The sequence below is a fragment of the Streptomyces albospinus genome (genome assembly GCF_014648695.1).
In the GTDB taxonomy this organism is placed as follows: domain Bacteria; phylum Actinomycetota; class Actinomycetes; order Streptomycetales; family Streptomycetaceae; genus Streptomyces; species Streptomyces albospinus.
Window position 1 is genome coordinate 1 of record NZ_BMRP01000069.1, and the last position, 25,941, is coordinate 25,941.

Sequence of the window (25,941 nt, forward strand, 5' to 3'; positions counted from 1 at the left end):
GCTTACCGGTAATCCGGTTCACACTCGCGTTGAGCGGAACAACCAGGAGGAATAGTCCCGGTCGTTCACAGCGTCCTCGCTGTGTGTGCCTCCCAAACTCGGGAGGGCTTTCAAAGGAACCTCATCTCCATGATGGAGACGGGGTATCAACATATCTGGCGTTGACTTTTGGCACGCTGTTGAGTTCTCAAGGAACGGACGCTTCCTTGGGATTCCCTTTCGGGTTTCCGCCGGGCGCTTCCCTTCGGTGTTTCACACTCTATCAGTGCTTTTCCGGCTTTCGAACCACCGCTTTTCTGCAGGCATGCAGAAGCGCACGATTCGAGAATCTGGATCAAGACTCTGAGGAGTGCCGCCCACCCAGTCAGTCGCCGTTGCGTGCGTCCTGGCTGTCCGGGGCAGATCTCAGACAGTACAGGGGCGGTGTGGGCGAGGCAAATCGATTCGGCGAGGACGCGGGGCGCCAACTGGTGTCTCTCGTGCGGAACCGTCAGTTCCTATGACTTACGCTTCTGAACGGTGCGCCGTCCAGGACAGGTAGTGACGGCGGCCTGATGAATCTTCACCCCTGGGAGGCTTCCCATGACCACCGTGACGTCCCCTCTTGAAGGACGCGCTATCGGACTCGCGGCAGTGCCGGATCCGGTGTTCTCCGGAGCGATGGTGGGTCCCGGTACCGCCATCGACCCGGTTCGCGAGCCGTCGGAGGCGGTTTCGCCTGTAGACGGCGTCGTTGTCTCGCTTCACCCCCATGCGTTCGTCGTCGTCGACGGCGAGGGCCACGGCGTCCTGACGCACCTTGGTATCGACACCGTTCAGCTCAACGGCGAGGGCTTCGAGCTGCTGGTGAACAAAGGCGACACCGTTACGCGCGGCCAGGCTGTCGTGCGCTGGGACCCGGCCGCGGTCGAGGCGGCCGGCAAGTCGCCGGTGTGCCCGGTCGTCGCGCTGGAGGCCACTGCTGACTCGCTCGGTGATGTGCGCGAGGACGGCGACGTCAAGGCGGGCGACTCGCTCTTCTCCTGGCAGTAGCAGCAGCCGGGCGCCGTTCCGCACGGCAGGTACGACATCCACCGCGGCGGCTGGGCCCGCCGCAAGCAACCGGAGACGGGTGACATGGAGACAACGCTGCGAGGCGTCGGCGTGAGCCACGGTGTGGCGATAGGCGAGGTGCGGCACATGGGTACGGCGGTTCTGGAGCCGCCGGCCAAGCAGATTCCGGCCGAGGAGGCGGAGCGCGAGCAGGGTCGTGCGCGCCAGGCGGTGGAAGCCGTGGCCGCCGATCTGATCGCGCGGGGCAATCTGGCCGGCGGCGAGGCGCAGCACGTGCTGGAGGCCCAGGCCATGATGGCCCAGGACCCTGAGCTGATGGCCGATGTCGAGCGGCGGATCGCTGTCGGCAGCACCGCGGAGCGCGCGGTGTACGACGCGTTCGCCGCCTACCGGGCGCTGCTCGCCGGTGCGGGCGAGTACCTCGCCGGGCGGGTGGCCGACCTCGATGACGTGCGGAACCGGATCGTGGCGCGGCTGCTCGGTGTGCCGATGCCGGGCGTGCCGGACAGCGACGAGCCGTATGTGCTGATCGCGCGGGATCTGGCACCGGCCGATACCGCGCTGCTGGACCCGGCGCTGGTGCTCGGGTTCGTGACCGAGGAGGGCGGGCCGACCAGCCACAGCGCGATTCTGGCGCGGGCACTGGGGGTACCGGCCGTGGTGGCGCTGCCGGGTGCGGGTGAGCTCGTCGAGGGCACCGTGATCGCCGTGGACGGCAGCACGGGCGAGGTCTTCGTCAACCCCAGTTCCGCGAAGCGTGCGCAGCTGGCGAAGGCGGCGGAGCAGCGGAAGGCGGCGCTGGCGGCGTCGTCCGGCCCCGGTGCCACGTCCGACGGGCACAAGGTGCCGCTGCTGGCGAACGTGGGCGGTCCGGCGGATGTGCCGGCGGCGGTCGAGGCCGGTGCGGAGGGGGTCGGTCTCTTCCGTACGGAGTTCCTCTTCCTGGACGACAGCAAGAACGCCCCGTCCGAGGAGAAGCAGGTCGACGCCTACCGGAAGGTCCTGGAGGCCTTCCCGGAAGGGCGTGTGGTCGTGCGCGTGCTGGATGCCGGGGCCGACAAGCCGCTGGACTTCCTGACGCCGGCCGACGAGCCGAACCCCGCACTGGGTGTGCGGGGGCTGCGGACGCTGCTCGACCACCCGGACGTGCTGCGGACCCAGCTCTCGGCGCTGGCCAAGGCGGCCGAGGGGCTGCCGGTCTACCTCGAGGTCATGGCGCCGATGGTGGCGGACCGGATCGATGCCAAGGCGTTCGCGGATGCCTGCCGGGAGGCGGGACTGCGGGCGAAGTTCGGCGCGATGGTGGAGATTCCGTCGGCGGCCCTTCGGGCGCGGTCGATTCTGCAAGAGGTGGAGTTCCTTTCGCTGGGCACCAACGACCTGGCGCAGTACACCTTTGCGGCGGACCGTCAGGTGGGCGCCGTGTCGCGGCTGCAGGACCCCTGGCAGCCGGCGCTGCTGGATCTCGTGGCGGCTTCGGCCGAGGCGGCGAAGGCCGAGGGCAAGAGCTGCGGTGTGTGTGGTGAGGCGGCCTCCGATCCGCTGTTGGCGTGTGTGCTGACGGGTCTCGGGGTCACCAGCCTGTCGATGGGTGCGGCGTCGATTCCGTATGTGCGGGCGACGCTGGCCAAGCACACGCTGGCGCAGTGTGAGCGGGCGGCTGCCGCGGCGCGTGCCGCGGACACCGCCGACGACGCCCGTGCCGCCGCGCAGGCGGTGCTCTCCGGGGAGTGATCCCGCGCGGCGCGGTGCGTCGCCGGAGTGGAGTGTGAGGGCCGTCCCGCCGCTATGGCGGGGCGGTCCTCTGCTTGGGGTGGCCGGGTGGCGGGTGGTCAGGGGTGGCAGTGGGGGTCGGGTGGGGGTGTGAGGGGCAGGCCCGGGGCGTAGTCGACGCGGTGCTCGGGCGGGATGGGGCGGCCGGCGTCGTCGGTGCAGTAGGCGTCGAAGATCTCGGCGGCGCTGAGGGCGTGCGGCCAGGCGTCCTTGAGGCGCCAGCCGCGGACGGTGATGCGGGCGGTGCCGGTGGTGCCGGCGGCTTCGGTCGTGGTGCGGCAGACGATGGCGCCGGGGGTGCGCAGGGCGCAGCCGACGGCGAGGACCGTGCAGAAGAGGACGGTCCGGGATTCGGCGAGCTCGGGTGGGCTGCCGTCCGGAGCCGCGGTGGCGTACAGCTCGGCGGAGAGGGACGGGGTGCCGGCCGGGACGGAGCAGACGAGGTGGTGGGTGCCTGCGCCGAGGGCTTCGAGGAGGTGCCGCAGCGCCCGGGTGGCCCGGGCGAGGGCGGCCGGGGTGCGGTCCTCGCCGCACTCCTCGCATCGGCCGGCGCGGGCCAGGAGGGCGGTGGCGCGCTCCCAGGATGCCTGGCGGGCGGCTTCTTCGCGGAGTAACGGGAGGAGCTGGGCGAGCGGTTGGCCTTCGTAGGGCACGGTGGCGCCGGTGCAGGCGACCGCGGCCGTATATCGGGTGCGGCTGTCGGGGTGGTCCGGGTCGAGGGTGTGCTCCGCGCAGTATTTCTCGTAGGCGGCGGGGTCGAAGAGGCTGAGGGTGGTGTGCACGCCCTGGGAGGCGAGGGTGTGCAGCAGCGCTTCCATCTGCTGGAGGTAGCTGTGGTGGTCGTCGAACGGGAAGGTGCGGTAGCGGCGCATGGCCGCGAAGTCCCGTTCGTCGGCCAGGACGGCGGCGGTGCTGGGGACTTCGCGGCGGAGTGCGCGGCCGGCGGCGGTCCGCTGCGCGGGACGGATGGTGGATGTCATGGCTCCCCCTCGGTGAGGTGCGTCGGTCGAACGTCACTTGTCACCGAGGGTAATCGGAGGGTCTGACAATGGCGGTCCGGCGCCGGTTTCCGCTGGTCGGAGCGGTGGACCGGCGCCGGAGCCGTTACTGTGCGTTGGCGCGCTCGGCGGCGATCCGCTCGTAGAAGCGGAGGAGTTCGAGGTTGTCGACGGAGCCGGGGTTGACGGCCTTTTCCAGGGGGGTGCCCTGGAGGAGCCGTTTGACGGGGACCTCGATGCGCTTTCCGGTGAGGGTGTGGGGGACGCCGGGGGCCTCGATGATGTCGTCGGGGACGTGGCGGGGGGAGAGCTGTTCGCGGATGGTGCGCTTGATGCGGTCGCGCAGGGCGTCGTCCAGGGTGGCGCCGGGGGCGAGGTGGACGAAAAGGGGCATCCAGTAGCCGCCGTCCGGGAGTTCGAGACCGATGACGAGGGATTCGCGGATCTCGGGGAGGCGTTCGACGGCCTCGTAGATGTCGGCGGAGCCCATCCGGACGCCCTGGCGGTTGAGGGTGGAGTCGGAGCGGCCGTGGATGACGACGCTGCCGCGGTGCGTGAGGGTGATCCAGTCGCCGTGCCGCCAGACGCCGGGGTACATGTCGAAGTAGCTGTCGTGGTAGCGGGTGCCGTCGGGGTCGTTCCAGAAGCGGGTGGGCATGGACGGCATGGGGTGGGTGACGACCAGTTCGCCGACCTCGTCGACGACGGGCCTGCCGTGGGGGTCCCAGGCTTGCAGGTCGGTGCCGAGGCAGGCGGCCTGGAGTTCGCCGATGTGGACGGGGAGGGTGGGGACGGCGCCGGCGAAGCAGCTGCACACGTCGGTGCCGCCGCTGACGGAGGCGACCCAGAGGTCGGCGCCGCTCTCCGCGAAGCTGTCGTGCAGCCAGCGGAACCCGTCGGGCGGGAGCGGGGAGCCGGTGGTGGCGACGCAGCTGACGGCGGAGAGGTCGAGGTCGCGGGCGGGGTGGATGCCGGCCTTGCGGCAGGCCATGACGTAGGCGGCGGAGGTGCCGAAGACGGTGGCGCGGGTGGTGGCGGCGACCCGCCACTGGGCGGCGATGTCGGGGTGTCCGGGGCTGCCGTCGTAGAGGACGATCGTGGCGCCTACGAGGAGGCCGCCGACGAGGAAGTTCCACATCATCCAGCCGGTGGAGGTGTACCAGAAGAAGCGGTCGCCGGGTCCGAGGTCGCAGTGCAGGCCGGTCTGCTTGAGGTGTTCGAGGAGGATGCCGCCCTGGGACTGGACGATCGCTTTGGGGAGCCCGGTGGTACCGGAGGAGTACAGGACCCACAGCGGGTGGTCGAAAGGGACCGGTGCGAAGACCGGCGCGGTGTCGTTCGTGGTCAGGTCGGACCAGTTCAGGGCGCCTTCGGGGGCGGGGGTGCCGAGCAGGGGGATGTGGACGACGGCGCGGAGGGTGGGGAGCTCGGCGCGGAGTTCGGTGACGGTGTCGCGGCGGTCGTGTTCCTTGCCGCCGTAGCGGTAGCCGTCGACGGTGAACAGGACGACCGGTTCGACCTGCTGGAAGCGGTCCAGGACGCTGCGGGCGCCGAAGTCGGGGGCGCAGGACGTCCAGACGCCGCCGACCGCGGCGGTGGCCAGGAGGGCGACGACGGCCTGCGGGATGTTGGGGACGTAGCCGCTGACGCGGTCGCCGGGGCGGACGCCGAGGCGGCGGAGTTCGGCGGCCAGCGAACCGACCTGGGCGCGCAGTTCGGCCCAGGTGACGGTGGTGGATTCGTGGGTCTCGTCCACGTAGAGCAGTGCGGGGGTGCCGGCGCGGGCCGGGTCCTCGGCGGCGCGCAGGGCGTGTTCGGCGTAGTTGAGGGTGGCGCCGGGGAACCAGCGGGCGCCGGGCATCGTCCGGTCGGCGAGGACGGTGTCGTACGGGGTGGTGAAGCGGACGTCGAACCATTCGGCGGCGGCCTGCCAGAAGGCGGGGAGCCGGTCGACGGACCAGCGGTGCAGGGCCGCGTAACTGGCGGCGGGGTCGCCGGGTACGGGGGCGGGTGCGCCGTGGTGTTCGGCGGCCCAGGTGTGGAAGCGGGTGACCTGTGCGCCGGCGATCCGGTCCGGGCCTGGCTGCCAGAGGGGCTCCGGCTGGGAGGCGGAGTGCGGTGCGGTGGTCATGTTGCGGCTCCTGGCAGGTACGCGTCGTGGGCGTCTTTCGTGCGCGCGCCCCGCGGTTCGCGCGGGGCACGTGCACGTGCCTGGACCATGCCATTTGACTCCTCCCCCTGTAAATGAGGGGGATTCCTGGCTCACGCTGCCCGGGCGCTCAACGAACGACTGGGTCTTACGCGATCAGCACCAACCGGGTTGAGACCAGCCCGGATACGGCTACATGCTGGGCACTTCTTCACGCGTGCTTGGTTCTCGCTACGCAACGTCGACCCTACCACCGCTTGCGTGAGCGGCGGACTACGGACCGAATATGGCCGGGCCGGACCCCTCGCAGGTGAACGGCAGTTGAACGGTGCCCGCACACGGGGCCGTCGATGGCAGGCTGACCGGCATGGACGGGCGTGATCTGGTGCGGTCGGTACGGATGGTCAGGGCGGTCGGGCCGGCGCAGGGGCTCCGGTCCGTGCGGTCGGCGTGGCGCCGGCGCAGAGCGGACGCGCTGGCGCTGCCGCGGCGGGGCGCGGAGCGGGCGCGGGTGCCCGGCGAGGCGAGCGGGGCCGAGCCGCAGCCGGGTGGCGGGGTGATCCGTTTCGCGCGGTCGTCGCTGCGGGTGCGGGTCGCGGCGGGCGGTGCGGTGTTCTGCGGCTGGGACGGGGCCGGGCCGGAGCCGTCGTACGCGCTGGCCGGGGCGTGCCCGGAGGTGGACGCGCGGGCGGTGCTGGAGCCGGATACCGAGGGCGGCTGGCGGGTCGTCTCGGAGCGGGTGCTGGTGGTGGTGTCCCGGTTCGGCGCGGTCGAGGTGCGGACGCCCGGTGGTGCGGTGCTGCGGCGGGAGCTGCCGCCGCGGTGGTGGGACCGTACGGAGCCAGCAGGGATGGCAGAGCAGGAAGGCGCGGCGCGGGAGGAGGGCGGCCGGCCCGAGGGGGCGGTGGCGTCGCGGTGGGTGCAGCGGTCGGAGGTGGCGGCCGATGCGCGGTTCTTCGGGCTGGGTGGCCGGGCGGGCGGGCCGCGGCTGCGGGACGGGGTGTACCGGCTGTGGAACACCGATCCGGGCGGGGCCTTCGGGCCGGGGGACGATCCGCTGTATCTGACGATGCCGGTGCAGCTGGTGGTGGCGGACGCGGGGACGCATCTGGTGTTCCACGACAATTCGTGGGACGGCCGGGTGACGCTCCGAGAAGGTGTGGAGGGCGCGGGTTCGGGTCACGACCGGCCGGGCACCTGCGAGCTGCGGATGGACGGCGGGCCGCTGCGCTACTGGGTGCTGGCGGGGACGCCGGCCCGGGTGCTGCTGGGGTGGACGGCGCTGACGGGTGCGCCGGCGTTGCCGCCCCGCTGGGCGCTGGGCCATCAGCACGCGCGGTGGGGCTTCGGGAGCGCGGACGAAGTGCGCCGGGTGGTGGCGGGGTACCGGGAGCGGGAGCTGCCGCTGTCGGCCGTGCATCTGGACATCGACCACTACGACGGGCACCGGGTCTTCACCGTAGACCGGGAGCGGTTTCCCGATCTGCCGGGCCTGGCACGGGAGTTGCGTGACGAGGGTGTGCGGTTGGTGTCGATCGTGGATCCGGCGGTGAAGGCGGAGCCGGGGAACGCGGTGTACGAGAGCGGCGCCGCGGCGGATGCGTTCGTACGGGATGCGCGGGGGCGGGAGGTGCGCGGTGTGGTGTGGCCGGGTGAGTCGGTGTTCCCGGATTTCACCGATGCGCGGGTGCGCAAGTGGTGGGGCGCGCTCTACGCGGAGCGGCTGGCGCAGGGGTTCGCCGGGGTGTGGCACGACATGAACGAGCCGGTGTCGTTCGCGGCCTTCGGGGAGCCGACGCTGCCCCGTTCGGCCCGGCACGACCTGGAGGGGCGCGGCGGTGACCACCGGGAGGCGCACAACGTCTACGGGCTGGCGATGGCGCAGGCGGCTTTCGAGGGGCTCTGCGAACTGCGGCCCGGGGAGCGGCCGTTCCTGTTCTCGCGGTCGGGCTGGGCGGGGTTGCAGCGCTACGGGGGCACCTGGTCGGGGGATGTGGCGACGGGCTGGCCGGGGCTGCGGGCGTCGCTGTCGCTGGTGCTGGGGCTGGGGTTGTGCGGGGTGCCGTACAGCGGGCCGGATGTGGGCGGGTTCTCGGCGGTGCCCTCGGCGGAGTTGTATCTGCGGTGGTTCCAACTGGGGGCGTATCTGCCACTGTTCCGTACCCACTCGGCGCTCCGGGCGGGGCGGCGGGAGCCGTGGGAGTACGGGAGCGAGGTCCTGGAGCATGCCCGTGCGGCGCTGCGGGAGCGGGAGCGGCTGCTGCCGTACTTCGTGACGCTGGGTCAGTTGGCGCGGCTGTCCGGGGCCCCGTACGTGCGTCCCCTGTGGTGGAGCGCGCCGCGGGACCGGGCGCTGCGGGACTGCGAGGACGCGTTTCTGCTGGGGGACGCGCTGCTGGTGGCGCCGATCCTGGAGGCGGGGGCGACCGGGCGGGTGGTGCGGCTGCCGCGCGGCCGGTGGTACGACACCGCGACCGGGCGGGCCCACGAGGGACCGGGGCGGGTGTGGGTGGATGCGCCGCTGTCCCGTATTCCGGTGCTGGCGCGGGCCGGTGCGGTGGTGCCGGTGGCGGGCGCGGACGGCGGGACGGAGCTGGAGGTGTGGGCGCCGGCGGCCGGACGGACCGGTGGGGGGCTGGTGGTGCCGGATGCCGGGGACGGCTGGCGGCGGCCGGCGGTGGAGCGCTTCAGTACGCGCGTGGAGGCGGGGCGGGTGGTCGTCGAGCGGCGGGGTGGCGCGCCGGTGGGGTATCCGGTGCGGGTGCGGGGGCTTCCCTAGGGCCTGTGGTGCCTGGTAGACGGGGGCCATGCCGAGATTAGCTGCCGCGCTGCGCGGCCTGGCCGCCGTTGCCGCCGCCCTGATGACCTCCCCCATGCCCCTGATGGGCATGGGAGGTGCCCCCATCGCCGTACCGTCGAGCGCCGCGGCGGGCACCGCCGCCCGCCCGGCGCCGTCGTCGCCCGCGGCCCACCGGGCACCCAACGCCCCCAAGGCACCGAGGGAGTTCGTGGCGCTGCGCGATATCGATCCCACGATCATTCAGGAGATCCGCTACTTCACCCCGCACAATTTCATGGGGGTGCCGGTGACCGGTTATCGCGAGCCGATGTGCATTCTGACGCGGGACGCGGCGCGTGCGCTGCACCGGGCCCAACTCTCGTTCCTGCGGCGCGGCTATTCCCTCAAGGTCTACGACTGCTACCGGCCGCAGCGTGCCGTGAACCACTTCGTGGCCTGGGCGAAGGATCTGGCCGATCAGCGGATGAAGGCGGAGTTCTATCCGCGGGTGGACAAGTCGACGCTGTTCCGGGACGGCTATATCGCGGAGAAGTCCGGGCACAGCAGGGGCAGTACGCTCGATCTGACGCTGGTGCGGCTGCCGGCGGCGCCGACCCGGCCGTATGTGCCGGGCGAGCCGCTGACGTCGTGTTTCGGCCCCAAGGCGCGCCGGTTCCCGGACAGTTCGCTGGACATGGGGACCGGCTTCGACTGCTTCGACACACTGGCGCACACCCTCGATCCGCGGATCAAGGGGCGGCAGCGGGCGAACCGGCTGCTGCTGAAGAAGGGGATGGAGCGGGCCGGGTTCGTGAATTACGCGGACGAATGGTGGCACTACACCTTTACGCCGGAGACGTTTCCGGACACCTTTTTCGACTTTCCGGTGTCGCGGGGCTCGCTGGTAGCGGACTGAGGGGCCGCCGGACGGAGCAGCGCCGGGTGCAGCAGCCGGGCGGCACCCGCGCGGTAGAGGCGGGCGCGGGGGCCGCCGCGGGCTCCGCCGCGGGCCGCGGTGGTGCCGGTGGGTTCGACGAATCCGGGGACGGAGAGCACCTTGCGGTGGAAATTCCCGGCGTGCAGTGGGCTGCCCCAGATGGATTCATAGACGCCGCGGAGTTCCACGATGGTGAATTCCTCGGCGAGGAACGCGGTGGCCAGCGGGGTGTACTCGATTTTCGCGCGGGCGCGGTCGAGTGCGTCGGCGACGATCCGGGGGTGGTCGAAGGCGAGCGGAAGCGAGGCGGGCCGGGGCACGGAATCACCCCCGTCGATCCCGTACCCCGGGCCCTGTTCTTGGGGACGCGGCCGGGCCGCGTCCGGTTCGGCGCCGCGCTCCGCCTCGGCGCCGGACTCCAGGTCGGCAACCGGGACCCAGGCCGCGGCCGAGGCGTCGCCGCCGCCCCGTGCCTCGGGGAGGTCGGGCGCGAAGGCGAGGTAGGCGACGGTGACCACGGGCATCCGCGGGTCGCGGCCGGGGTCGCCGTAGGAGCCGAGCTGTTCGAGGTGGACACGCTCCAGCAGGGCGGCGTCCAGTCCGGTCTCCTCGGCGAGTTCGCGGGCGGCGGCCTCGTCGAGCGACTCCTGGCCGGCGCGTACGAAGCCGCCGGGCAGCGCCCAGGCGCCCTGGAACGGCGGGCCGCCGCGCTCGACGAGCAGGATGTGCAGCGCGCCGCCGCGCAGCGTCAGCGCGACGATGTCGACGGTCACCGCCATGGCGGGGAAGGCGTGCGGGTCGTAGGCGGCGAGGAAGGCCGCCTCGTCGCGTGCCGCGGAGTCGCCCGCCGTGGCGCTGTCCGCACTGCGCCGATGGTGCGCGGTCACGTCCCACCCCTCCTTCCGGCCGTTGCCATTCGTCACCGAGATGTTGTTCTCATCCTGAGTCTTTCTCGGAGCGAGAACAACATAGCAAGAGGGATCGGCGGCGTGCAACGGCTTCCGCACGCGGTCCGGGGGCGGACGGCCGGGGTTTCGCGCCGGGCGGCGCCATGCCACACTTCTGACGTTCCGTCAGTTATCTGGCCGGGGAGGGATCGTGCCACGTACGCGCAGGCCGGTGGTGCCGGGCTGGTTCGATCAGGACGCCGCGGACTTCCGGCTGCTGGGGACGCAGTGCCGGGACTGCGGCGCGGTGTTCTTTCCACGTGAGGACGCCTTCTGCCGGAACCCCGCGTGCGGCGGCAGCGCGCTGGACGAGGTGCCGCTGTCGCGGCGCGGGACCGTGTGGTCGTACACCGACGGGCGCTACCGGCCGCCCGCGCCGTACGTCTCCGACCCGGACACCGCATGGCAGCCGTACACCCTGGTCGCGGTGGAGCTGGCGGCGGAGCGGATGGTGGTGCTGGGGCAGGCGGCGCCCGGGGTGACGGTGGCGGATCTGGCGGTGGGCGCGGAGGTGGAGCTGGTGCCGGGGGTGCTCAACGAGGACGCGGAGCACGTCTGGACGACCTGGCGGTGGCGGCCGGTGGAGGCGTCATGACCCGCGACGACGTGGCCGTACTGGGCGCCGGGATGCACCCCTGGGGCAAGTGGGGGCACAGCTTCGTCCGGTACGGGGTGCACGCGGCGCGGGACGCGCTGGCGGATGCCGGGGTGGCGTGGGGCGCCGTCCAGAGCGTGGTCGGGGCGGACACGGTGCGCGGCGGCTATCCCGGCCATGTCGCGGGGGCCACGTTCGCCAGGGCGCTGGGCTGGCAGGGCGCGCGGGTGACCAGTGTGTACGCGGCGTGCGCGTCGGGGGCCCAGGCGATCAGCACCGCACGGGCGCAGATCCTGGCGGGGCTGGCGGAGGTGGTGCTGGTGGTGGGCGCCGATGCGGCGCCCAAGGGGTTCTTCGCGCCGGCCGGCGGCGACCGGCCCGACGACCCGGACTGGCTGCGGTTCCGGGTGCTGGGAGCCACCAATCCGGCGTACTTCGGGCTGTACGCCCGCCGCCGGATGGCGCTGTACGGCGATACGCCGGACGACTTCGCCCGGGTGAAGGTGAAGAACTCGGCGGCGGGCGCGGCCAATCCGTACGCCCGCTACCGCACGCCGGTCGGCGCGCCGGAGGTCGCGGCATCGCCGGTGGTCGCCGATCCGCTGCGGCTGCTGGACATCTGTGCCACCTCGGACGGCGCCGCGGCGCTGGTGCTGAGCAGCATGGACTTCGCCCGCCGGCACGGCTCCCCCGACCCGGTGCGGATCCGCGCGGTGTCCACCGCCACCCCGCACTATCCGCGGACCGTCCTGGACCTGCCCGACATCGCGACCGATTCGGCCGCCGCGGTGCCCGCTGCGGCGACCGGCTTCCGGGCGGCGATCGCCCGCGACGCGTACGAGGAGGCCGGTGTCGGACCGGAGGATCTGTCGCTGGCCGAGGTCTACGACCTGTCCACCGCACTGGAGTTGGAGTGGTACGAGGACCTGGGGCTGTGCGGCGCCGGGGAGGGCGCGAAGCTGCTGCGGGACGGGGTGACAGCGCTCGGCGGGCGGCTGCCGGTGAACACCAGCGGCGGGCTCGCCTCCTTCGGCGAGGCGGTGCCGGCCCAGGCCATCGCGCAGGTCTGCGAGCTGACATGGCAGCTGCGGGGGTGCGCGGGTGAGCGCCAAGTACCGGACGCCCGCGTGGGGGTGACGGCCAATCAGGGGCTTTTCGGGCACGGTTCGGCGGTGGTCGCCGTACGGTGAGCGGCTGCTCCCACGGAACCGGAGGGCGATTCCGGCCCGGTTCGTGTGGTCTTTGCACCGAGCAGCCATACGCTCCGGAAGTATGCATGAACAGTGCGTGAACGAGGGTTAGTTGGCTCCGGCGGAGCGGCATGCTGCCTCCGTGCCTGCCTGGACGGACCAGCTTCGTTTCGCCTTCCAGCCCGTGGTCAATCTCGCCACCGGCTCGGTCGCCGCGCTGGAAACACTCGCCCGCCCCGAGGACAGCGACGTCGACGTGCTGGCCTGCGCACGCCGCTGCCCTGATCTGGACGCCGAACTGACGGCGCTCGCCGTACGGTCGGCCGCGCATCAGGAGACCCTGCTGCCGCTGCACATCAATGTGTTCGCGGGGACGGTCGCGGAGCGGCCGGGGCTGACGTCGCTGGGCAAGGCGGTGCGCGACGCGGAACGGCGGCCGTGGGAGATCACCCTCGACCTCGTCGGGCCGTTCACCCAGGTCCCGCACCGGCCGCTGCTGGAGGCGGTGGCGGAGCTGCGCGACGAGGGCTACCGGATCTGCGCGGACGGCGTGGGGGACGGTGATCTGCCGCTGCGGCTGCTGGGCGATCTCGCGCCGGACATCGTCAAGCTCGACGCGTCGCTGTGCGCGCGGCTGGACAGCGACCCGGGGCGGCAGGCGGCGGTGGCCGCGATGCGGCAGCTGTGCGAGCGGGTGGGCGGGCTGCTGGCCATCGAGGGGGTGGAGACCGAGCGGCAGTACGCGGCGGTGCGGGAGGCCGGGGTGCAGCTGGCGCAGGGGCATCTGTTCGCGCCGCCGTCGCGCCGGGCCGCCGCCGATGTGTACCTGCCGGCCGCGCATCCGCCGCGGGCGAGCGGCCGGGGCACGCCCTACCGACCGCCGTCGGGGCCGCCGGTCGCCCAGTTTCTGCAACCCGCCGCGCTGCTGCCGATGTCGGTGTCGGCGGGCGCGGTGCGCAGCCATCTGACCGGCTTCCCGGAGGTGTCCGGGGTGCTGCTGGTGGACAGCGACGGGGTGCCGGTGCGGGCGATCGACCGGGACCGGTTTCTGCTTTCACTGTCCGGGCGGTACGGGCACGCGCTGTACGCGGACCGGCCGGCGCTGCGGCTGGCGGACCGGCCGCGGACGGTGGGCGCGGACGCCACCGCCTGGCAGGTGCTGGACGTGGTCGCCGACGGGGACCGGGACCGCACCGGGGACGATGTGGCGGTGGTGGACGAGCGCGGCCGGTGCATGGGCGTGGTGCATCTCGCGGACATCCTGCGGGGGCTGGCCGAGAGCCGGGTGGAGGAGGCGGCGCGGCTCAACCCGCTGACCAGGCTGCCCGGTTCGGACGCGGTCAACGCGGAGGTCGACCGGCGGATCGCCGAGGGCCGGGAGTTCGCCCTGAGTTGGCTGGACGTGGACGGGTTCAAGCAGGTCAACGACGGCGCCGGGTTCGCGGCGGGCGATGAGCTGATCCGCTCCGTGGGCCGTACCCTCGCGGAGGTCGCGGAGGGCGAACCGGCGGCCCGGGTGGGGCACATCGGCGGCGACGACTTCCTGGTGCTGGCCGGCCCGGACGGCTTGGAGCCGTTCGCCGAGGCGCTGCTGGACGTGAGCTGGTCGGCGGGCGAGATGGCGGTGACGCTGTCGCTGGCGACGGTGGTGTGCCCGCCCGGCAGTGTCATCGGCCACGGTGCGGCGGCAGCCGCACTGGCACCGCTGAAGAAGGCCGCGAAGGCGCTGCCGGGCGCGAGTTGGGTGCTGGGGCGGCCGGGCGCGGAGCGTACGGAGGTGCGGCGCGGGGCGGCGGAGCGGGTGTCGGAGCCGGCGGCGACACCGGCGGAGCGCCGCGAGCCGGACCGGCCGGACACCCCGGAAGGGGCCGACGAGACCGCCGGACAGGAGAGCGCGCGGACCCGCGGATGACCCGAGCGGGATTCGGCGATGCCCCCAACTCCCCCCAACTGCCTTGCTGCACGCGACCTTGACGCCCCATCACCCGCGGTGAACACTTCCGGGTGCCGGTCGGCGGATACCAGTCGGCACCGTCGCACTCAGGCGTGGCACGCACCCTGCACGGAGGACCGGGGACCTCCCCGGGCGAGGGCCAAGGAGCCGCCATGTATGCCAATGGGGACATCGTCGTCGGTGAAGTGATCGGTACCGCGCTGCTGATCCTGTTCGGGGCCGGGGTGTGCGCCGCCGTCACCCTCAACCACTCGAAGGCGCGGGGCGCGGGCTGGGTGGTGATCGCGTTCGGTTGGGGCATGGGCGTACTGGCCGGGGCGTACGCATCGGCGCCGCTGTCCGGCGGGCATCTGAACCCGGCGGTGACGCTCGGCTCGGCGGTGGCCGGCGGCACGCCCTGGTCGAAGGTGCCGCTGTACATCCTCGCGCAGCTGGTCGGGGCGCTGATCGGTGCCGTACTGGCCTGGGCGCTGTACTACGCGCAGTTCGCCGCCAACGACGGGCGGTCCGGTGCGGCTCCGCAGCCGACGCTGGGGGTCTTCTCCACCGCCCCGGAGATCCGCAGGCCGGTCGCCAATCTGGTGACCGAGATCATCGCCACCGCCGGGCTGGTGCTGCCGCTGCTGTTCTTCGGCCAGAACAAGGGGATCGGTATCGGCCAGGTGCCGGGGGCGCGGGTGGGTGTCTACGGTTCCGGCATCAATGTGCTGCTGGTCGCGCTGCTGGTGGTCGGCATCGGGCTGTCGCTCGGCGGGCCCACCGGCTACGCCATCAACCCCGCCCGCGACCTCGGCCCGCGGATCGCACACGCCCTGCTGCCGATCCCCAACAAGGGCTCCTCCGACTGGAGTTACGCATGGATCCCGGTCGCCGGGCCGCTGATCGGCGCGGTGCTGTCGGGGCTGGTCTACAAGGCTGTGTTCTGAGTGTGCCCACCACGGAACATCCCGTACGCAGTTCGGTCCAGGACGCAAGGAGACGTGACGGTATGACGGAGCACACCCAGAAGACCGACAAGTACGTCGCCGCGATCGACCAGGGCACCACGTCGAGCCGCTGCATCATCTTCGATCACGCCGGGGCGATCGTCGCCGTCGACCAGCGTGAGCACCGCCAGATCTTCCCCCGGCCGGGCTGGGTGGAGCACGACGCCACCGAGATCTGGTCGAAGGTGCAGGCGGTGGTGGCGGGCGCGCTGACCAAGGCCGGGCTGCGGGCGCACGAGCTCAGCGCGCTGGGCATCACCAACCAGCGGGAGACCACGGTGCTGTGGGACCGGGCGACCGGCAGACCGGTGCACCACGCGATCGTCTGGCAGGACACCCGTACCGACCGGCTCTGTACGGAACTGGGCGGCGCGGACGGCCAGGACCGCTTCCGGGAGGCCACCGGGCTGCCACTGGCCAGCTACTTCTCGGGGCCGAAGGCGGCCTGGCTGCTGGACGAGGTGCCGGGGCTGCGGGCCCGCGCCGAGCGGGGCGAGATCGCGTTCGGGACCATCGACTCCTGGCTGATCTGGAATCTGACCGGCGGCACCGACGGCGGGGTGCACGTCACGGACGTGACCAACGCGGGCCGCACGATGCTGATGAACCTCGCCACCCTCCAGTGGGACCCGGCGATCCTGTCGGCGATGCGGGTGCCGGAGGCGATGCTCCCGGAGATCAGGTCGTCGGCCGAGGTCTACGGGACGGCCGTGGGGCAGTTGCAGGGGGTGCCGGTGGCGTCGGCGCTGGGCGACCAGCAGGCGGCGGTGTTCGGGCAGACCTGCTACGGCGTCGGCGAGGCCAAGAACACCTACGGCACCGGCTCGTTCCTGCTGCTGAACACCGGCAACCGCCCGGTGCCGTCCAAGCACGGGCTGCTGACGACCATGGGCTACCAGCTCGGAGGAGAGGCGCCGGTCTACTGCCTGGAGGGCTCGATCGCCATCACGGGCGCGCTGGTGCAGTGGTTCCGCGACCAGCTCGGCATCATCGCGTCCGCGGACGAGATCGAGCCCCTGGCGGCGAGCGTCCCCGACAACGGCGGGGCATACGTCGTGCCGGCGTTCTCCGGTCTGTTCGCCCCGTACTGGCGGTCCGACGCGCGCGGTGTGATCACCGGGCTGACCGGCTTCGTCACCAAGGCCCATCTGGCGCGAGCCGTGCTGGAGGCGACGAGCTGGCAGACCCGCGAGGTGGTGGACGCGATGTTCCAGGACTCGGGGGTGCCGATCACCCGGCTGAAGGTCGACGGCGGGATGACCGCCAACAATCTGCTGATGCAGCATCAGGCGGATGTGCTGGGGGTGCCGGTGATCCGGCCGGTGATCTCGGAGACGACCTGCCTGGGCGCCGCCTACGCGGCCGGGCTCGCCACCGGTGTCTGGCAGGACCTGGACGAGCTGCGGTCGCACTGGCAGCGCGACCGGGAGTGGACGCCGCGGCTCGCCGCCGAGGCCCGGGAGCGCGAGTACGGCAACTGGCGCCGGGCGGTGGAGCGGAGCTTCGGCTGGGTGGCGGAGGACGGTGCGCCGACGTCCTAGGGGTGCTGTCCGGCCAGGCGGCGTCCCGCCCGGCGCGCGACGCTCCCCCGGCCGGCCGGATCGCAGACGTACGGCCCGCACCCCGGGCGGCGGGGTACGGGCCGTACTTCCGCGCCCTGTCAGGGAAGCGCGGGTCGAGGCGGCGCCGGCGGGCGGAGCGCCGGTCAGGGGAGGGCGGGCTCCCGCCGCTCGGCGCCGTGCCGCATCGCGTGCTCGACGACGGCGATCAGCACATCCCGTGCGGACTCCCGCTCCCGGGCGTCGCACAGCATCACCGGCACCCCGGGATCGAGGTTCAGGGCGTCCCGGACGGTCTCGGCGGGGTAGCGGGCGGCGCCGTCGAAGCAGTTGACCGCGACGGTGAAGGGCAGTCCGCGGCGCTCGAAGTAGTCGATGGCGGCGAAGCTGTCCGCCAGCCGGCGGGTGTCGGCGAGGACGACCGCGCCGAGCGCACCGCGGGCCAGTTCGTCCCACAGGAACCAGAAGCGGTCCTGTCCCGGGGTGCCGAAGAGGTAGAGGACCAGTTCCTCGTGGACGGTGATCCGCCCGAAGTCCATGGCGACGGTGGTGGTGGACTTGCCCTCCACCCCGTCCAGGTCGTCGACCGGGCGGCCGGCTTCGGTCAGCCGCTCTTCCGTACGCAGCGGTCTGATCTCGCTGACGGAGCCCACCAGGGTGGTCTTGCCGACGCCGAAGCCGCCCGCCACGAGGATCTTCAGCGTCACCGGCTCGGCCGGGGCGGACCGGCGACGGCGCTCAGAACGCCCGAAGACCATGCGATTCTTCTCCTGGATTGCCGTGTATGCGGGTGGAAGGCGGGGGAGCTCACGCTTGTCCCGTGTGCGGAGCGACCGCCTCGGCGCCGCGGTCCGGCGGCTGCCAGTGAACCGTACAACGTGCTGCGCACGGCGCCCACTTGAGGGCGTGCCTCATCGCGGGGACGCGGCGGGCCAAGGCCGCCAACCGGTTCAAAAGGACCGGCCGGACGGCGGATCGGCCCGCCGGTCAGCTCTCCGGGCCCAGCAGCGCGGGCCGTTCGAGCAGCCCCAGCAGGCTCACGAAGCTGGCCTCGATGAACCGGCACAGCTCGTCGCGGGCGCCCTCCTCCCCCACCGGCCAGGTGACCACCGCCTCTTCGGCGAACGCCATCCAGGCGCGGGTCGCCGGCTCGGCCCGCGGGGTGTCCGGCCCCCCGAGCCGGCGCCGGGCGTCGGTCACCCGGCGGGCCAGCGCCTCGTGGGTCTCGCCGAGGATGTCGGTCACCGCGGGGTGGCTGCCGGCCGCGCCCCGGACGAGGGCGAGATAGACCCGGCGGTGCGCCAGTACGTGGTCCACGAATCCGGCGATGAAGGCCCGCATCCAGGCGACGGGCTCCAGTGCCTCGTCCGGGGCGGTCGCGGCGGCGAAGCGGTCGCAGGCGGCCCGGACCACCGCGCGGTAGAACTCGCGCTTGGAGTCGAAGTAGTGGAAGAGCAACCCGCGGGAGATGCCGGCCCGGCGGGCGACCTCGTCGGTGGACAGCTCGTCCAGGGAGCGTTCGGCGAGCAACTCCAGCCCGATGGCCACCAGTTGCGCCCGGCGCTCGTCGGGGGTGAGCCGGGTGACCCGACGCTCGGCCATCTCAGCCCTGCCGGTGGGCACCGAGGTGGTCCAGGATCCTGGGCGTGACCAGGTCGGGCACCTCTTCCGGCAGCCAGTGGCTGGCGCCGTCCAGCGCCTCGAAGCGGTACGGGCCGTCGACCCACTCCCCCGTCGCCTCGGCGGCGGTGCGGCCCAGGGCGACGTCCTCGCTGCCCCAGAGGAAGAGGGTGGGCACGGCGATCCGCCCGGCGGGCACCGAGATGACCGACTCGGGGGCGCGGTACCAGTTCAACGTCGCGGTCAGCGCGCCCGGTTCGGCGAGCCGGCGGACATTGCCGTCGACCAGCTCGGCGGGGACCTTGCCGCCGTACACGGCACGCAGCCGGGCGGCGTCGTCGGCGAGCAGCGCGGCCTCGGCGATACCGGTCTCGCGGCGGAAGAAGCGGACGTAGTCCAGCCGGTGGTGCTGTTCGGGGTCGCCGGCGGCGGCGCGGTTGAGCGCTTCGGGGTGCGGAGTGGCCAGGACCGTCAGGGACTTCAGCCGCTCGGGGTGGGCGCCGGCCAGCGCCCAGGCGACGATGCCGCCCCAGTCGTGCGAGACCAGGTGGAAGCGGTCCGCGCCCTGCGCGTCGGCGAACGCGAGGGCGTCGGCGACGAGTTCGGGGACGGCGTAGTCGGCGATCCGCGGCGGGCGGGCACCCGGGGCGTAGCCGCGCTGGTCGACCGCGACCGCGCGGTAGCCGGCCGCGCCCAGGGCGGGCAGCACGGCGCTCCAGGAGTCGGCGAACTCGGGCCAGCCGTGCAGCAGCAGGACCAGCTCGCCGTCGGCCGGTCCGCAGGCCAGGGCGTCATGGGTGTGCGGGCCGACGGTGATCTTCAGCCGCTCGAAGGGGTGCAGCTCCCCGGCGGGGGTGGATGTCGCGTCCGTGATCATGGCGGCGGGCTCCTTTGGCGTGCTGTTGACAGCTGCTCAACAACAACCGTACTGCGGTGTTGAGCAATGCTCAACAAGCTGTCCGCATGCCCGGAAAGCGCCGTGCCGCCCGCCCGGAGGGCCCGGGAGGGCGGCACGGTCATACGGATACGCAGCGTGTCACAGCGTGCGCAGGCCGTCGATCACCTCGCGCAGCACCTGCTCGGCCGGCAGTTCGGCCGGCGGTACCGGGCGGCTGACGCGGACCAGCTCGGCGTCCAGCAGATCGCCGATCAGGACCCGGAGCACGCCCACCGGCAGATCCAGCTCGGCCGCCAGCTCGGCGACCGAGAGCGGCGAGTGCCGGCACAGCCCGACGATGTCGACATGCTCCGGGGACAGCGTCTGGTCCGCGATGGGCTCCTCGGTGCGGCTCTCGGCGATCACCTGCGCGATCAGGTCCAGCCGCCCCTCGGCGGCCGTACGGGTACGCCCGCGCGTCATCGCGTACGGCCGGACGACGCGGCCCGCGTCGTCGTCGAACCAACGGGCCGCTCCCCGTCCCGGTCCGGCTGGGCCGTCCTGGTCGGTCATGGCATCACCGTAGTCGTACTCAGCCCGCCAGTCCGGACCGGGGCGCGGTGCCCAGGTGCTGACCCACGCGCTTGACCAGCAGCGTCATCTCGTACGCGATCAGCCCGACGTCCGAGTCGGCGTCGGCCAGCACCGCCAGGCAGCTGCCGTCGCCGGCCGCGCTGACGAACAGGAACGCGCCGTCCAGCTCGACCAGGGTCTGCCGGACCCGGCCGGCGTCGAAGTGCCGGCCGACGCCCTTGGCCAGACTGTGGAAGCCGGAGGCGACCGCGGCGAGGTGCTCGCCGTCCTCGCGGGTCAGGTCCTTGGAGGCGCCGGTGGGCAGTCCGTCGCTGGAGAGGACCAGTGCCTTGCGGATGCTGCCGACCCGCTCGACCAGTTCGTCCAGGAGCCAGTTCAGCTCTCCGGATCCCTGCGCCGAGAACGCTGCGTTGGCTGCTGCCTTCGGTGCGGTCATGGACCGTCCTCTCCCGATGTGGTTCGTGGTGGTGCTGTGCTGCCCCCGGTGGCGGCGTCAGCGTCGCCGGCGTCCGGGGGTGTGGGGGTGTGCGGGGCCTCGCCGTTGTCCCGGCGACCGCGCTGCCAGCCGCGCTGGAGCGAGGCCATCCGGGCCCGGACCGCCTCGGCGTCCCGGTCGTCCTCCGGTGGCGGGGACGGCCGGTCCGGGCCGGAGTCCCGGGCGAGTTCGGCCTTGAGCTGCGGGGCCAGGCTGGCCTGGCGTACCCGGCGGGGCAGGCCCTTGGGGGTGGTGGCGGGCGGGGCGCCGGGGGCCTCGGCTCCGGGCCCGGGGGGCGGCGTACCGCCGGCGGGGCGCTCCGGACGGCCGGCGGGCTCCGTACGGTCCGCGGGCTCCGGCCGCTCGGCCGCCGCCTTCGCCGCGTCCCGCGCCGGGTCGCCCGCCTGCCGTGCCGCGCCCTCGGACATCCGCCTCTCCGGCTCGCCTTCGGCCGTGCCGCGGGCGTCAGGGTCGTCGACCGTACGGCCGTGATCGGAGACCAGGACCGGCGGGCGCGGGCGGCGCGGCAGCGGGGCGAGCCCGCCGCGGGGTGCCTGGTCGCGGGCCTGCTGGTGCTGCTCGCCGGGGGCGGCGCGGGAGACGGAGGGGGTGGACTCGGGGGGCGCGGCCGGTCGTCGGCCGCCGCCGCGGTCCCGGTCCCGGCCGCGGTCCCGGTCCCGGCCGCGGTCCCGGTCCCGGCCGCGGAAGACGGTGCCCTCCTCGTCGGCGGGGTCCGCCTCGTCGGTACCGAGCGGCGCCTCCAGTTCGACCGGCCCGTCGACGGCCCCGCGCTTGGGGCGCCGCGGGAGCGGCACCGGAACCTGGGCGAGGGCGGCCAATGCGCCCTCCGCGTGGCCCCGTTCGCCGGCTCCGGCCGGTTCGCCCGGCAAGGCCGGCGCCTCGTCGCGGGCGCCCTCCGCCGTCTCGGTGAGGATCGCGCCCGGGATGAGGACCACGGCGGTGGTGCCGCCGTACGGCGAGGTCTGGAGGGAGACCCGTACGCCCTGCCGCTGGGCGAGCCGGCTGACCACGAACAGGCCGAGCCGGTCGGTGTCGGACAGTTCGAACTCGGGGGTTTCGGCGAGCCGGAGGTTGGCGTCCAGCAGCAGACCGGCGGCCATGCCCAGGCCGCGGTCGTTGATCTCCAGGGTGAACCCGTTGGAGACCCGCTCGCCCAGCACCTGCACGGCGGTGTGCGGCGGCGAGAAGACGGTGGCGTTCTCCAGGAGTTCGGCGATCAGGTGCGTCAGGTCGGAGACCGCGGCGCCGTCCACCGCGAGCCGCGGCAGTCGGCGCACCTCGATGCGCTCGTAGTCCTCGACCTCGGCGACCGCCGCGCGCACCACGTCCATCAGCTGGATCGGCTTGCGCCACTGCCGGGAGGGGGCGGCGCCGGAGAGGATCACCAGGCCCTCCGCATGCCGTCGCATACGGGTGGTCATGTGGTCGAGCCGGAACAGGTCGGCGAGTTCGTCGGTGTCCTCGGTGCGCCGCTCCATGGCGTCCAGGAGGGTCAGCTGACGGTGCAGCAGGACCTGGCTGCGGCGGGCGAGGTTGACGAACACCTCGGAGACGCCGCGGCGCATGTCGGCCTGCTTGACGGCGGCCTCGATGGCGGCCCGCTGAAGGGTGTTGAGCGCCTGGCCGACCTGCCCGGTCTCGTCGGGGCCGAACTCCAGCCGGGGCGCCTCGGTCTCCACATCGACCTGCTCGCCGGCCGCCAGCCGGCGCATCACGCTCGGCAGCCGTACGCCGGAGACCTCGTGCGCGGTCTTGCGGAGCCGGGTCAGGTCCCGGACGTGCCGGCGGCCGATCCGGAAGGAGACGACGATCGAGATCAGCAGCGCGAGGAAGCCGAGGACGCCGGTGGCGACGGCCTTGAGGACGATCCGGGTGGCGACCGGCGCGACCCGCCGCTGGTAGCGGTCGCCGGCCTCCTTGCCCATCCGCTGGAGGTCGCCGAGGACCTTCTCCGCGGCGGTGTTCCAGCGATCGGCGTTGATCACGTGCGGTGCGGCGGCCGGATCGGCGGCGATCACCCGGTCCTCGTACGAGATCAGTTCGCGGGCGCCGGCGGAGTGCCAGTAATCCTCGTACGCGGCGCGGTCGGTGGCGGGCAGCAGGGGCAGGGTGGTGCCGTAGAGGATGCGGCGTTCGGCGACCCGGTCGGAGAGCGCGCGCTGGTCGTGCTTGGTCAGGCTGCCGGAGGTGAGCGCCGCGGACATCAGCGCGTCCTCGCGGGAGAACGCCTCGCGGGCGCGGGTGATGCTGACCAGCGCGCGGCCCTGCTTGTCCATCTCGACGTTCTCCAGGGCGTGGAGCGCGGCGAGCAGGTCGTAGCTGGGGTCGACGAGAGCGTCGTAGGCTTCCATCGCCTCGTCGCGGGAGACCTTGTTGTCCTCGACCTGGGCGCGCAGCGCGTCCAGGCCGTCCAGGCTCTTGAGGAGGCCGGCGACCCGGTCGGCGTTGTCGCCGGTCAGATCTGTGCGGACGTCCTGGATGTCCGCGTCGGCGCGGAGTCGGTCGACGGCGTCATCGGTGGAACGGGTCTGCCCGCGGAGTTCGCTGAGCGCGTTGGCGCCGCGGCGGTCGGCGAGATAGAGCAGGCTCTGGCGGCGTTCGCGCTGGAGGGCCTGGACGACGCCCTCGACGGGATAGCCGAGGTTCTTGACGACGTTGCCGACATCGAGCAGCTGGTTGGCCTCACGCCCCGTGAAATAGGTCGTGATGCCCCACATGACCGTCAGGGACACCAGCGGCACGAGCAGCAACGCCACGATCTTCCGGCGGATCGACTTCCCGCGAAAGCGCATGGCCTCCCCTACGTCAACCCCGGCGCACGGGGGTGGTGTTCCGTCAACAGCGGCGCGAGCCTACTACTGACGGGGGATCGATCCGAAGGCCCGTCGAGACTGCGCCGGGCGCGCACGGGGCGGGATCGTCACGAGTTGTCCGGCGATGCCCGGTCAACCCGCCCCGCGAGTGTGGCTATGGACACCCGGCGCACGGCTGAAATGCACCTACCCCGGGTAACCCCGCACCACCCCCTGTGCGTGACGACGGAGGGGGACGCGGACTGGACAGCGGGGCGGTTCGTGTGGCATGTATCCGGTGAAATCCGGGCAGTCACCGAGGAGTCGGGCTGCCGGGGAGAGTGCGGGGAGTGTGACGCGATGGACAGCGGCGGGCGCCCGTTGTGGCAGGAGGAGCCGGCGGCCCGGCGCCGGATGGCCGACCCGGTCCGTACGGCCGCGGTGCGCGCCGTCATCATCGTCGCCGTCACGCTTGTTCAGGCCATGGTGGCCTTCCTGAGCACCCTCGCGGGTTCCTGGCTCGCCTTCCCCGCGGTGCTCGGTACGGTCGCCGGCACGGTGGTCGCGACCTGGGCCGTGCTGGACGTCTGGGTGACCCGCCAGGTCTGGGTGCAGCGCCACGGCGTGGAGTCCCGGCCGAGCAGCACGGCCAGGGAGCTGCGCCGCGAACGCCGCCGGTCCCGCCGCGGCGAGCGCCGCGAGCCGCCGGAGGGGCCGTCGCACACGGACCGCGCGGCGGCCTGACCGCGCCGTGCACGGGCGGGGCACCCAGGGCCCGTCGGCGCCCCGTCGGCGCCCCGCCCCGATCGTTATGCCACCGCCTCTTCCCTTACGGCGGGCCGGACATGGACCATCCCCTCCAGGACGCTGACCTCATGGGTGCGTACGGGGCGGCGGGCGGGCAGGCAACTCGGCGCTCCGGTGCGCAGGTCGAAGAGCGCGGCGTGCAGCGGGCATTCGACGAAGCAGCCCTCCACCCAGCCCTCGGAGAGCGAGGCGTCCTGGTGGCTGCACAGGTCGTCGACGGCGTAGAGGCCTTCGTCGGTGTGGAAGACGGCGATCGCGGGCGTGACCTCGTCGATCTCGATCCGTACGGACTCGCCGATGGGCAGGTCCTCGATGCGGCAGACGGGAATCATCTGGCCCCCCTCACGCTGATCGGTATCATGGTGTTGTGAATCGCGCATCGCATCGCGCGATGCGCAACAGAATCCAAGCCGGGGGGGCGGGCCGTCAAGGGCCTCCCGGAGAGAGTCCCCGAGACGTGCCCGTCGGGGGCAACGGGTAGTGAGGCAAAGAGCCATGGCGAACACGACCGACACGGCGGACGAGCGGTCCGAGGACCGGCGCGGCGGAGCGGGATCCGTCCAGTCCGTGGACCGCGCGGTGAGCGTACTGGAGAGCCTGGCCCGGCTGGGCGAGGCCGGGGTGACCGAGATTTCCGAGGAGCTGGGGGTCCACAAGTCGACCGCCTTCCGGATCCTGGGCGTCCTGGAGAACCGCGGACTGGTGGCGCAGGAGAAGGAGCGGGGGAAGTACTTCCTGGGCGCCGGGGTGCTGCGGCTGGCCGGCGCGGCGGCGATCCGGCTGGACATCTCGCAGGAGGGCCAGCCGATCTGCCGGGCGCTGGCCGACGAGACCGGCGAGACCGCCAACATCGCGGTGCTGGACGGCGATGCCGCGGTCAACATCATGCAGGCCAGGGGCTCCGCCGCGGTGACCGCCTTCAACTGGCTCGGCCGCCGTACCCCGTTGCACGCCACCGCCAGCGGCAAGGTCCTGCTGGCGCATCTGCCGCGGGAGCGCCGGGAGGCGCTGCTCGGCCGCAAGCTGCCGCGGTTCACCGAGAACACCCTGACCGCGGCGACCGGCGTGCGCGAGCAGCTGACAGCCGCCTGCGAGGACGGATTCGCCTGCACCAACGAGGAGTTCGAGAAGGGGCTGAACGCCGTCGCGGCGCCGGTGCGCGCGTACGACGGCGCCGTGATCGGGGCGCTCGGCGTCTCCGGGCCCGCCTACCGGATGGCCCGCGAGCGGCTTCCGGAGCTCGCCGAGCTGTCCGCGAAGGCGGCTGCCGAGCTCTCCCGCCGCATGGGGTACGGGGGTTGAGCGGGGGCGCGGAAACCCCCTCTTGACGGATCCCTGACGGCCTTCCAGCATGTCTCCTATGGCGCAACTTCGCGCGCCATGGGCAACACCCGGTGGAGGGCGGCGGTTTGCCGCCCTGCACCTTGTTCCCCCGCACAGTGCACCGACTCCACCCCTCACAGGCATCCGTGCCAACTCCATGCGCACCCCGCCCCTGCCGCCACCGCAGGCGCTGTATGAGGAGTAGACATGCCGCACGAAGCCCGCGCCGTCGTCGCCGTCAAACGAGGCGCGCCCGTCGAGGTCCTGCCGATTCTCGTACCCGATCCCGGTCCGGGAGAAGTACTCGTATCCGTCCAGGCGTGCGGGGTGTGCCACACCGATCTGCACTACCGCGACGGTGCGATCGGCGACGCGTTCCCCTACCTGCTGGGGCACGAGGCGGCGGGGTTGATCGAGGCGGTGGGTGACGGGGTCACCGAACTGGCACCCGGGGACTATGTGGTGCTGGCGTGGCGGGCGCCGTGCGGGGAGTGCCGGTCGTGCCGGCGTGG

General features: G+C 72.9%; 22 protein-coding genes. 12 read left to right on the forward strand and 10 right to left on the reverse strand.

Annotated elements, in window-relative coordinates; all coding sequences use genetic code 11:
• The first annotated feature begins 582 nt into the window (after window positions 1–582).
• Together IEZ17_RS38770 and ptsP are read left to right on the forward strand one after the other, a co-directional pair.
• A complete protein-coding gene (locus IEZ17_RS38770) occupies window positions 583–1,032 on the forward strand; it encodes a PTS sugar transporter subunit IIA (RefSeq protein ID WP_189308333.1) in 450 nt (149 codons plus the stop codon).
• Window positions 1,033–1,116: 84 nt separating this feature from the next.
• Window positions 1,117–2,787: a phosphoenolpyruvate--protein phosphotransferase gene (gene ptsP, locus IEZ17_RS38775; protein WP_189308334.1), complete on the forward strand. Its 1,671-nt coding sequence runs from the start codon at window positions 1,117–1,119 to the stop codon at window positions 2,785–2,787.
• Between the two features lie 98 nt (window positions 2,788–2,885).
• Here ptsP and IEZ17_RS38780 read toward each other — a convergent pair whose 3' ends face one another.
• Window positions 2,886–3,806: a DUF8829 domain-containing protein gene (locus IEZ17_RS38780; RefSeq protein WP_189308335.1), complete on the reverse strand. Its 921-nt coding sequence runs from the start codon at window positions 3,804–3,806 to the stop codon at window positions 2,886–2,888.
• Between the two features lie 124 nt (window positions 3,807–3,930).
• A complete protein-coding gene (locus IEZ17_RS38785) occupies window positions 3,931–5,955 on the reverse strand; it encodes an acetoacetate--CoA ligase (protein ID WP_189308336.1) in 2,025 nt (674 codons plus the stop codon).
• 385 nt (window positions 5,956–6,340) lie between these two features.
• Here IEZ17_RS38785 and IEZ17_RS38790 point away from each other — a divergent pair, with 385 nt between their 5' ends.
• Together IEZ17_RS38790 and IEZ17_RS38795 are read left to right on the forward strand one after the other, a co-directional pair.
• Window positions 6,341–8,752: a glycoside hydrolase family 31 protein gene (locus IEZ17_RS38790; RefSeq protein WP_189308337.1), complete on the forward strand. Its 2,412-nt coding sequence runs from the start codon at window positions 6,341–6,343 to the stop codon at window positions 8,750–8,752.
• Window positions 8,753–8,780: 28 nt separating this feature from the next.
• Entirely contained in the window at window positions 8,781–9,668 is an 888-nt protein-coding gene (locus tag IEZ17_RS38795) for a M15 family metallopeptidase (protein WP_189308338.1), read from the forward strand.
• On the opposite strand, the gene IEZ17_RS38800 is transcribed toward IEZ17_RS38795, so the two are convergent.
• Window positions 9,590–10,468, reverse strand: coding sequence for an NUDIX hydrolase (locus tag IEZ17_RS38800; RefSeq protein ID WP_189308354.1), 879 nt, complete (start codon window positions 10,466–10,468; stop codon window positions 9,590–9,592). The genes IEZ17_RS38795 and IEZ17_RS38800 overlap by 79 nt on opposite strands.
• 319 nt (window positions 10,469–10,787) lie before the next feature.
• Between IEZ17_RS38800 and IEZ17_RS38805 the strand changes: the two genes are divergently transcribed.
• The 5 genes from IEZ17_RS38805 to glpK all read left to right on the forward strand — a co-directional run bounded on the left by IEZ17_RS38805 (window position 10,788) and on the right by glpK (window position 16,902).
• Window positions 10,788–11,231, forward strand: coding sequence for a Zn-ribbon domain-containing OB-fold protein (locus IEZ17_RS38805; protein ID WP_189308339.1), 444 nt, complete (start codon window positions 10,788–10,790; stop codon window positions 11,229–11,231).
• Window positions 11,228–12,421, forward strand: coding sequence for a lipid-transfer protein (locus IEZ17_RS38810; RefSeq protein ID WP_189308340.1), 1,194 nt, complete (start codon window positions 11,228–11,230; stop codon window positions 12,419–12,421). The genes IEZ17_RS38805 and IEZ17_RS38810 overlap by 4 nt, the downstream gene beginning before the upstream one ends.
• A gap of 142 nt (window positions 12,422–12,563) precedes the next feature.
• On the forward strand, window positions 12,564–14,333 hold the full coding sequence (locus IEZ17_RS38815) for a bifunctional diguanylate cyclase/phosphodiesterase (protein WP_189308341.1): 1,770 nt from the start codon (window positions 12,564–12,566) through the stop codon (window positions 14,331–14,333).
• A gap of 194 nt (window positions 14,334–14,527) precedes the next feature.
• Entirely contained in the window at window positions 14,528–15,301 is a 774-nt protein-coding gene (locus IEZ17_RS38820) for an MIP/aquaporin family protein (RefSeq protein WP_189308342.1), read from the forward strand.
• A gap of 62 nt (window positions 15,302–15,363) precedes the next feature.
• Window positions 15,364–16,902 carry a glycerol kinase GlpK gene (gene glpK / locus IEZ17_RS38825; protein WP_189308343.1) on the forward strand — a complete coding sequence of 513 codons (1,539 nt, stop codon included), beginning with the start codon at window positions 15,364–15,366 and terminating at the stop codon, window positions 16,900–16,902.
• 164 nt (window positions 16,903–17,066) lie between these two features.
• Here glpK and IEZ17_RS38830 read toward each other — a convergent pair whose 3' ends face one another.
• The 6 genes from IEZ17_RS38830 to IEZ17_RS38855 all read right to left on the reverse strand — a co-directional run bounded on the left by IEZ17_RS38830 (window position 17,067) and on the right by IEZ17_RS38855 (window position 23,299).
• The gene (locus tag IEZ17_RS38830) at window positions 17,067–17,678 is read right to left on the reverse strand and encodes a GTP-binding protein (protein ID WP_189308344.1); all 612 of its coding nucleotides are present in this window, start codon (window positions 17,676–17,678) and stop codon (window positions 17,067–17,069) included.
• A 229-nt stretch (window positions 17,679–17,907) separates the two neighbouring features.
• Window positions 17,908–18,522, reverse strand: coding sequence for a TetR/AcrR family transcriptional regulator (locus IEZ17_RS38835; RefSeq protein WP_189308345.1), 615 nt, complete (start codon window positions 18,520–18,522; stop codon window positions 17,908–17,910).
• Window position 18,523: 1 nt separating this feature from the next.
• Window positions 18,524–19,417, reverse strand: coding sequence for an alpha/beta fold hydrolase (locus IEZ17_RS38840; protein WP_189308346.1), 894 nt, complete (start codon window positions 19,415–19,417; stop codon window positions 18,524–18,526).
• Window positions 19,418–19,576: 159 nt separating this feature from the next.
• On the reverse strand, window positions 19,577–19,990 hold the full coding sequence (locus IEZ17_RS38845; RefSeq protein ID WP_189308347.1) for a DUF742 domain-containing protein: 414 nt from the start codon (window positions 19,988–19,990) through the stop codon (window positions 19,577–19,579).
• A gap of 19 nt (window positions 19,991–20,009) precedes the next feature.
• Window positions 20,010–20,447, reverse strand: coding sequence for a roadblock/LC7 domain-containing protein (locus IEZ17_RS38850; RefSeq protein WP_189308348.1), 438 nt, complete (start codon window positions 20,445–20,447; stop codon window positions 20,010–20,012).
• Window positions 20,444–23,299 carry a sensor histidine kinase gene (locus IEZ17_RS38855; protein ID WP_189308349.1) on the reverse strand — a complete coding sequence of 952 codons (2,856 nt, stop codon included), beginning with the start codon at window positions 23,297–23,299 and terminating at the stop codon, window positions 20,444–20,446. Before IEZ17_RS38855 ends, IEZ17_RS38850 begins: the two co-directional genes overlap by 4 nt.
• A gap of 360 nt (window positions 23,300–23,659) precedes the next feature.
• Here IEZ17_RS38855 and IEZ17_RS38860 point away from each other — a divergent pair, with 360 nt between their 5' ends.
• Window positions 23,660–24,043: a hypothetical protein gene (locus IEZ17_RS38860; RefSeq protein ID WP_189308350.1), complete on the forward strand. Its 384-nt coding sequence runs from the start codon at window positions 23,660–23,662 to the stop codon at window positions 24,041–24,043.
• Window positions 24,044–24,108: 65 nt separating this feature from the next.
• On the opposite strand, the gene IEZ17_RS38865 is transcribed toward IEZ17_RS38860, so the two are convergent.
• Window positions 24,109–24,438: a bifunctional 3-phenylpropionate/cinnamic acid dioxygenase ferredoxin subunit gene (locus tag IEZ17_RS38865; protein ID WP_189308351.1), complete on the reverse strand. Its 330-nt coding sequence runs from the start codon at window positions 24,436–24,438 to the stop codon at window positions 24,109–24,111.
• A 163-nt stretch (window positions 24,439–24,601) separates the two neighbouring features.
• Here IEZ17_RS38865 and IEZ17_RS38870 point away from each other — a divergent pair, with 163 nt between their 5' ends.
• Both IEZ17_RS38870 and IEZ17_RS38875 read left to right on the forward strand, forming a co-directional pair.
• Window positions 24,602–25,408, forward strand: coding sequence for an IclR family transcriptional regulator (locus IEZ17_RS38870; RefSeq protein WP_189308352.1), 807 nt, complete (start codon window positions 24,602–24,604; stop codon window positions 25,406–25,408).
• Between the two features lie 228 nt (window positions 25,409–25,636).
• On the forward strand, window positions 25,637–25,941 hold a 305-nt coding region (locus tag IEZ17_RS38875; RefSeq protein ID WP_189308353.1), incomplete at its 3' end, for an alcohol dehydrogenase catalytic domain-containing protein.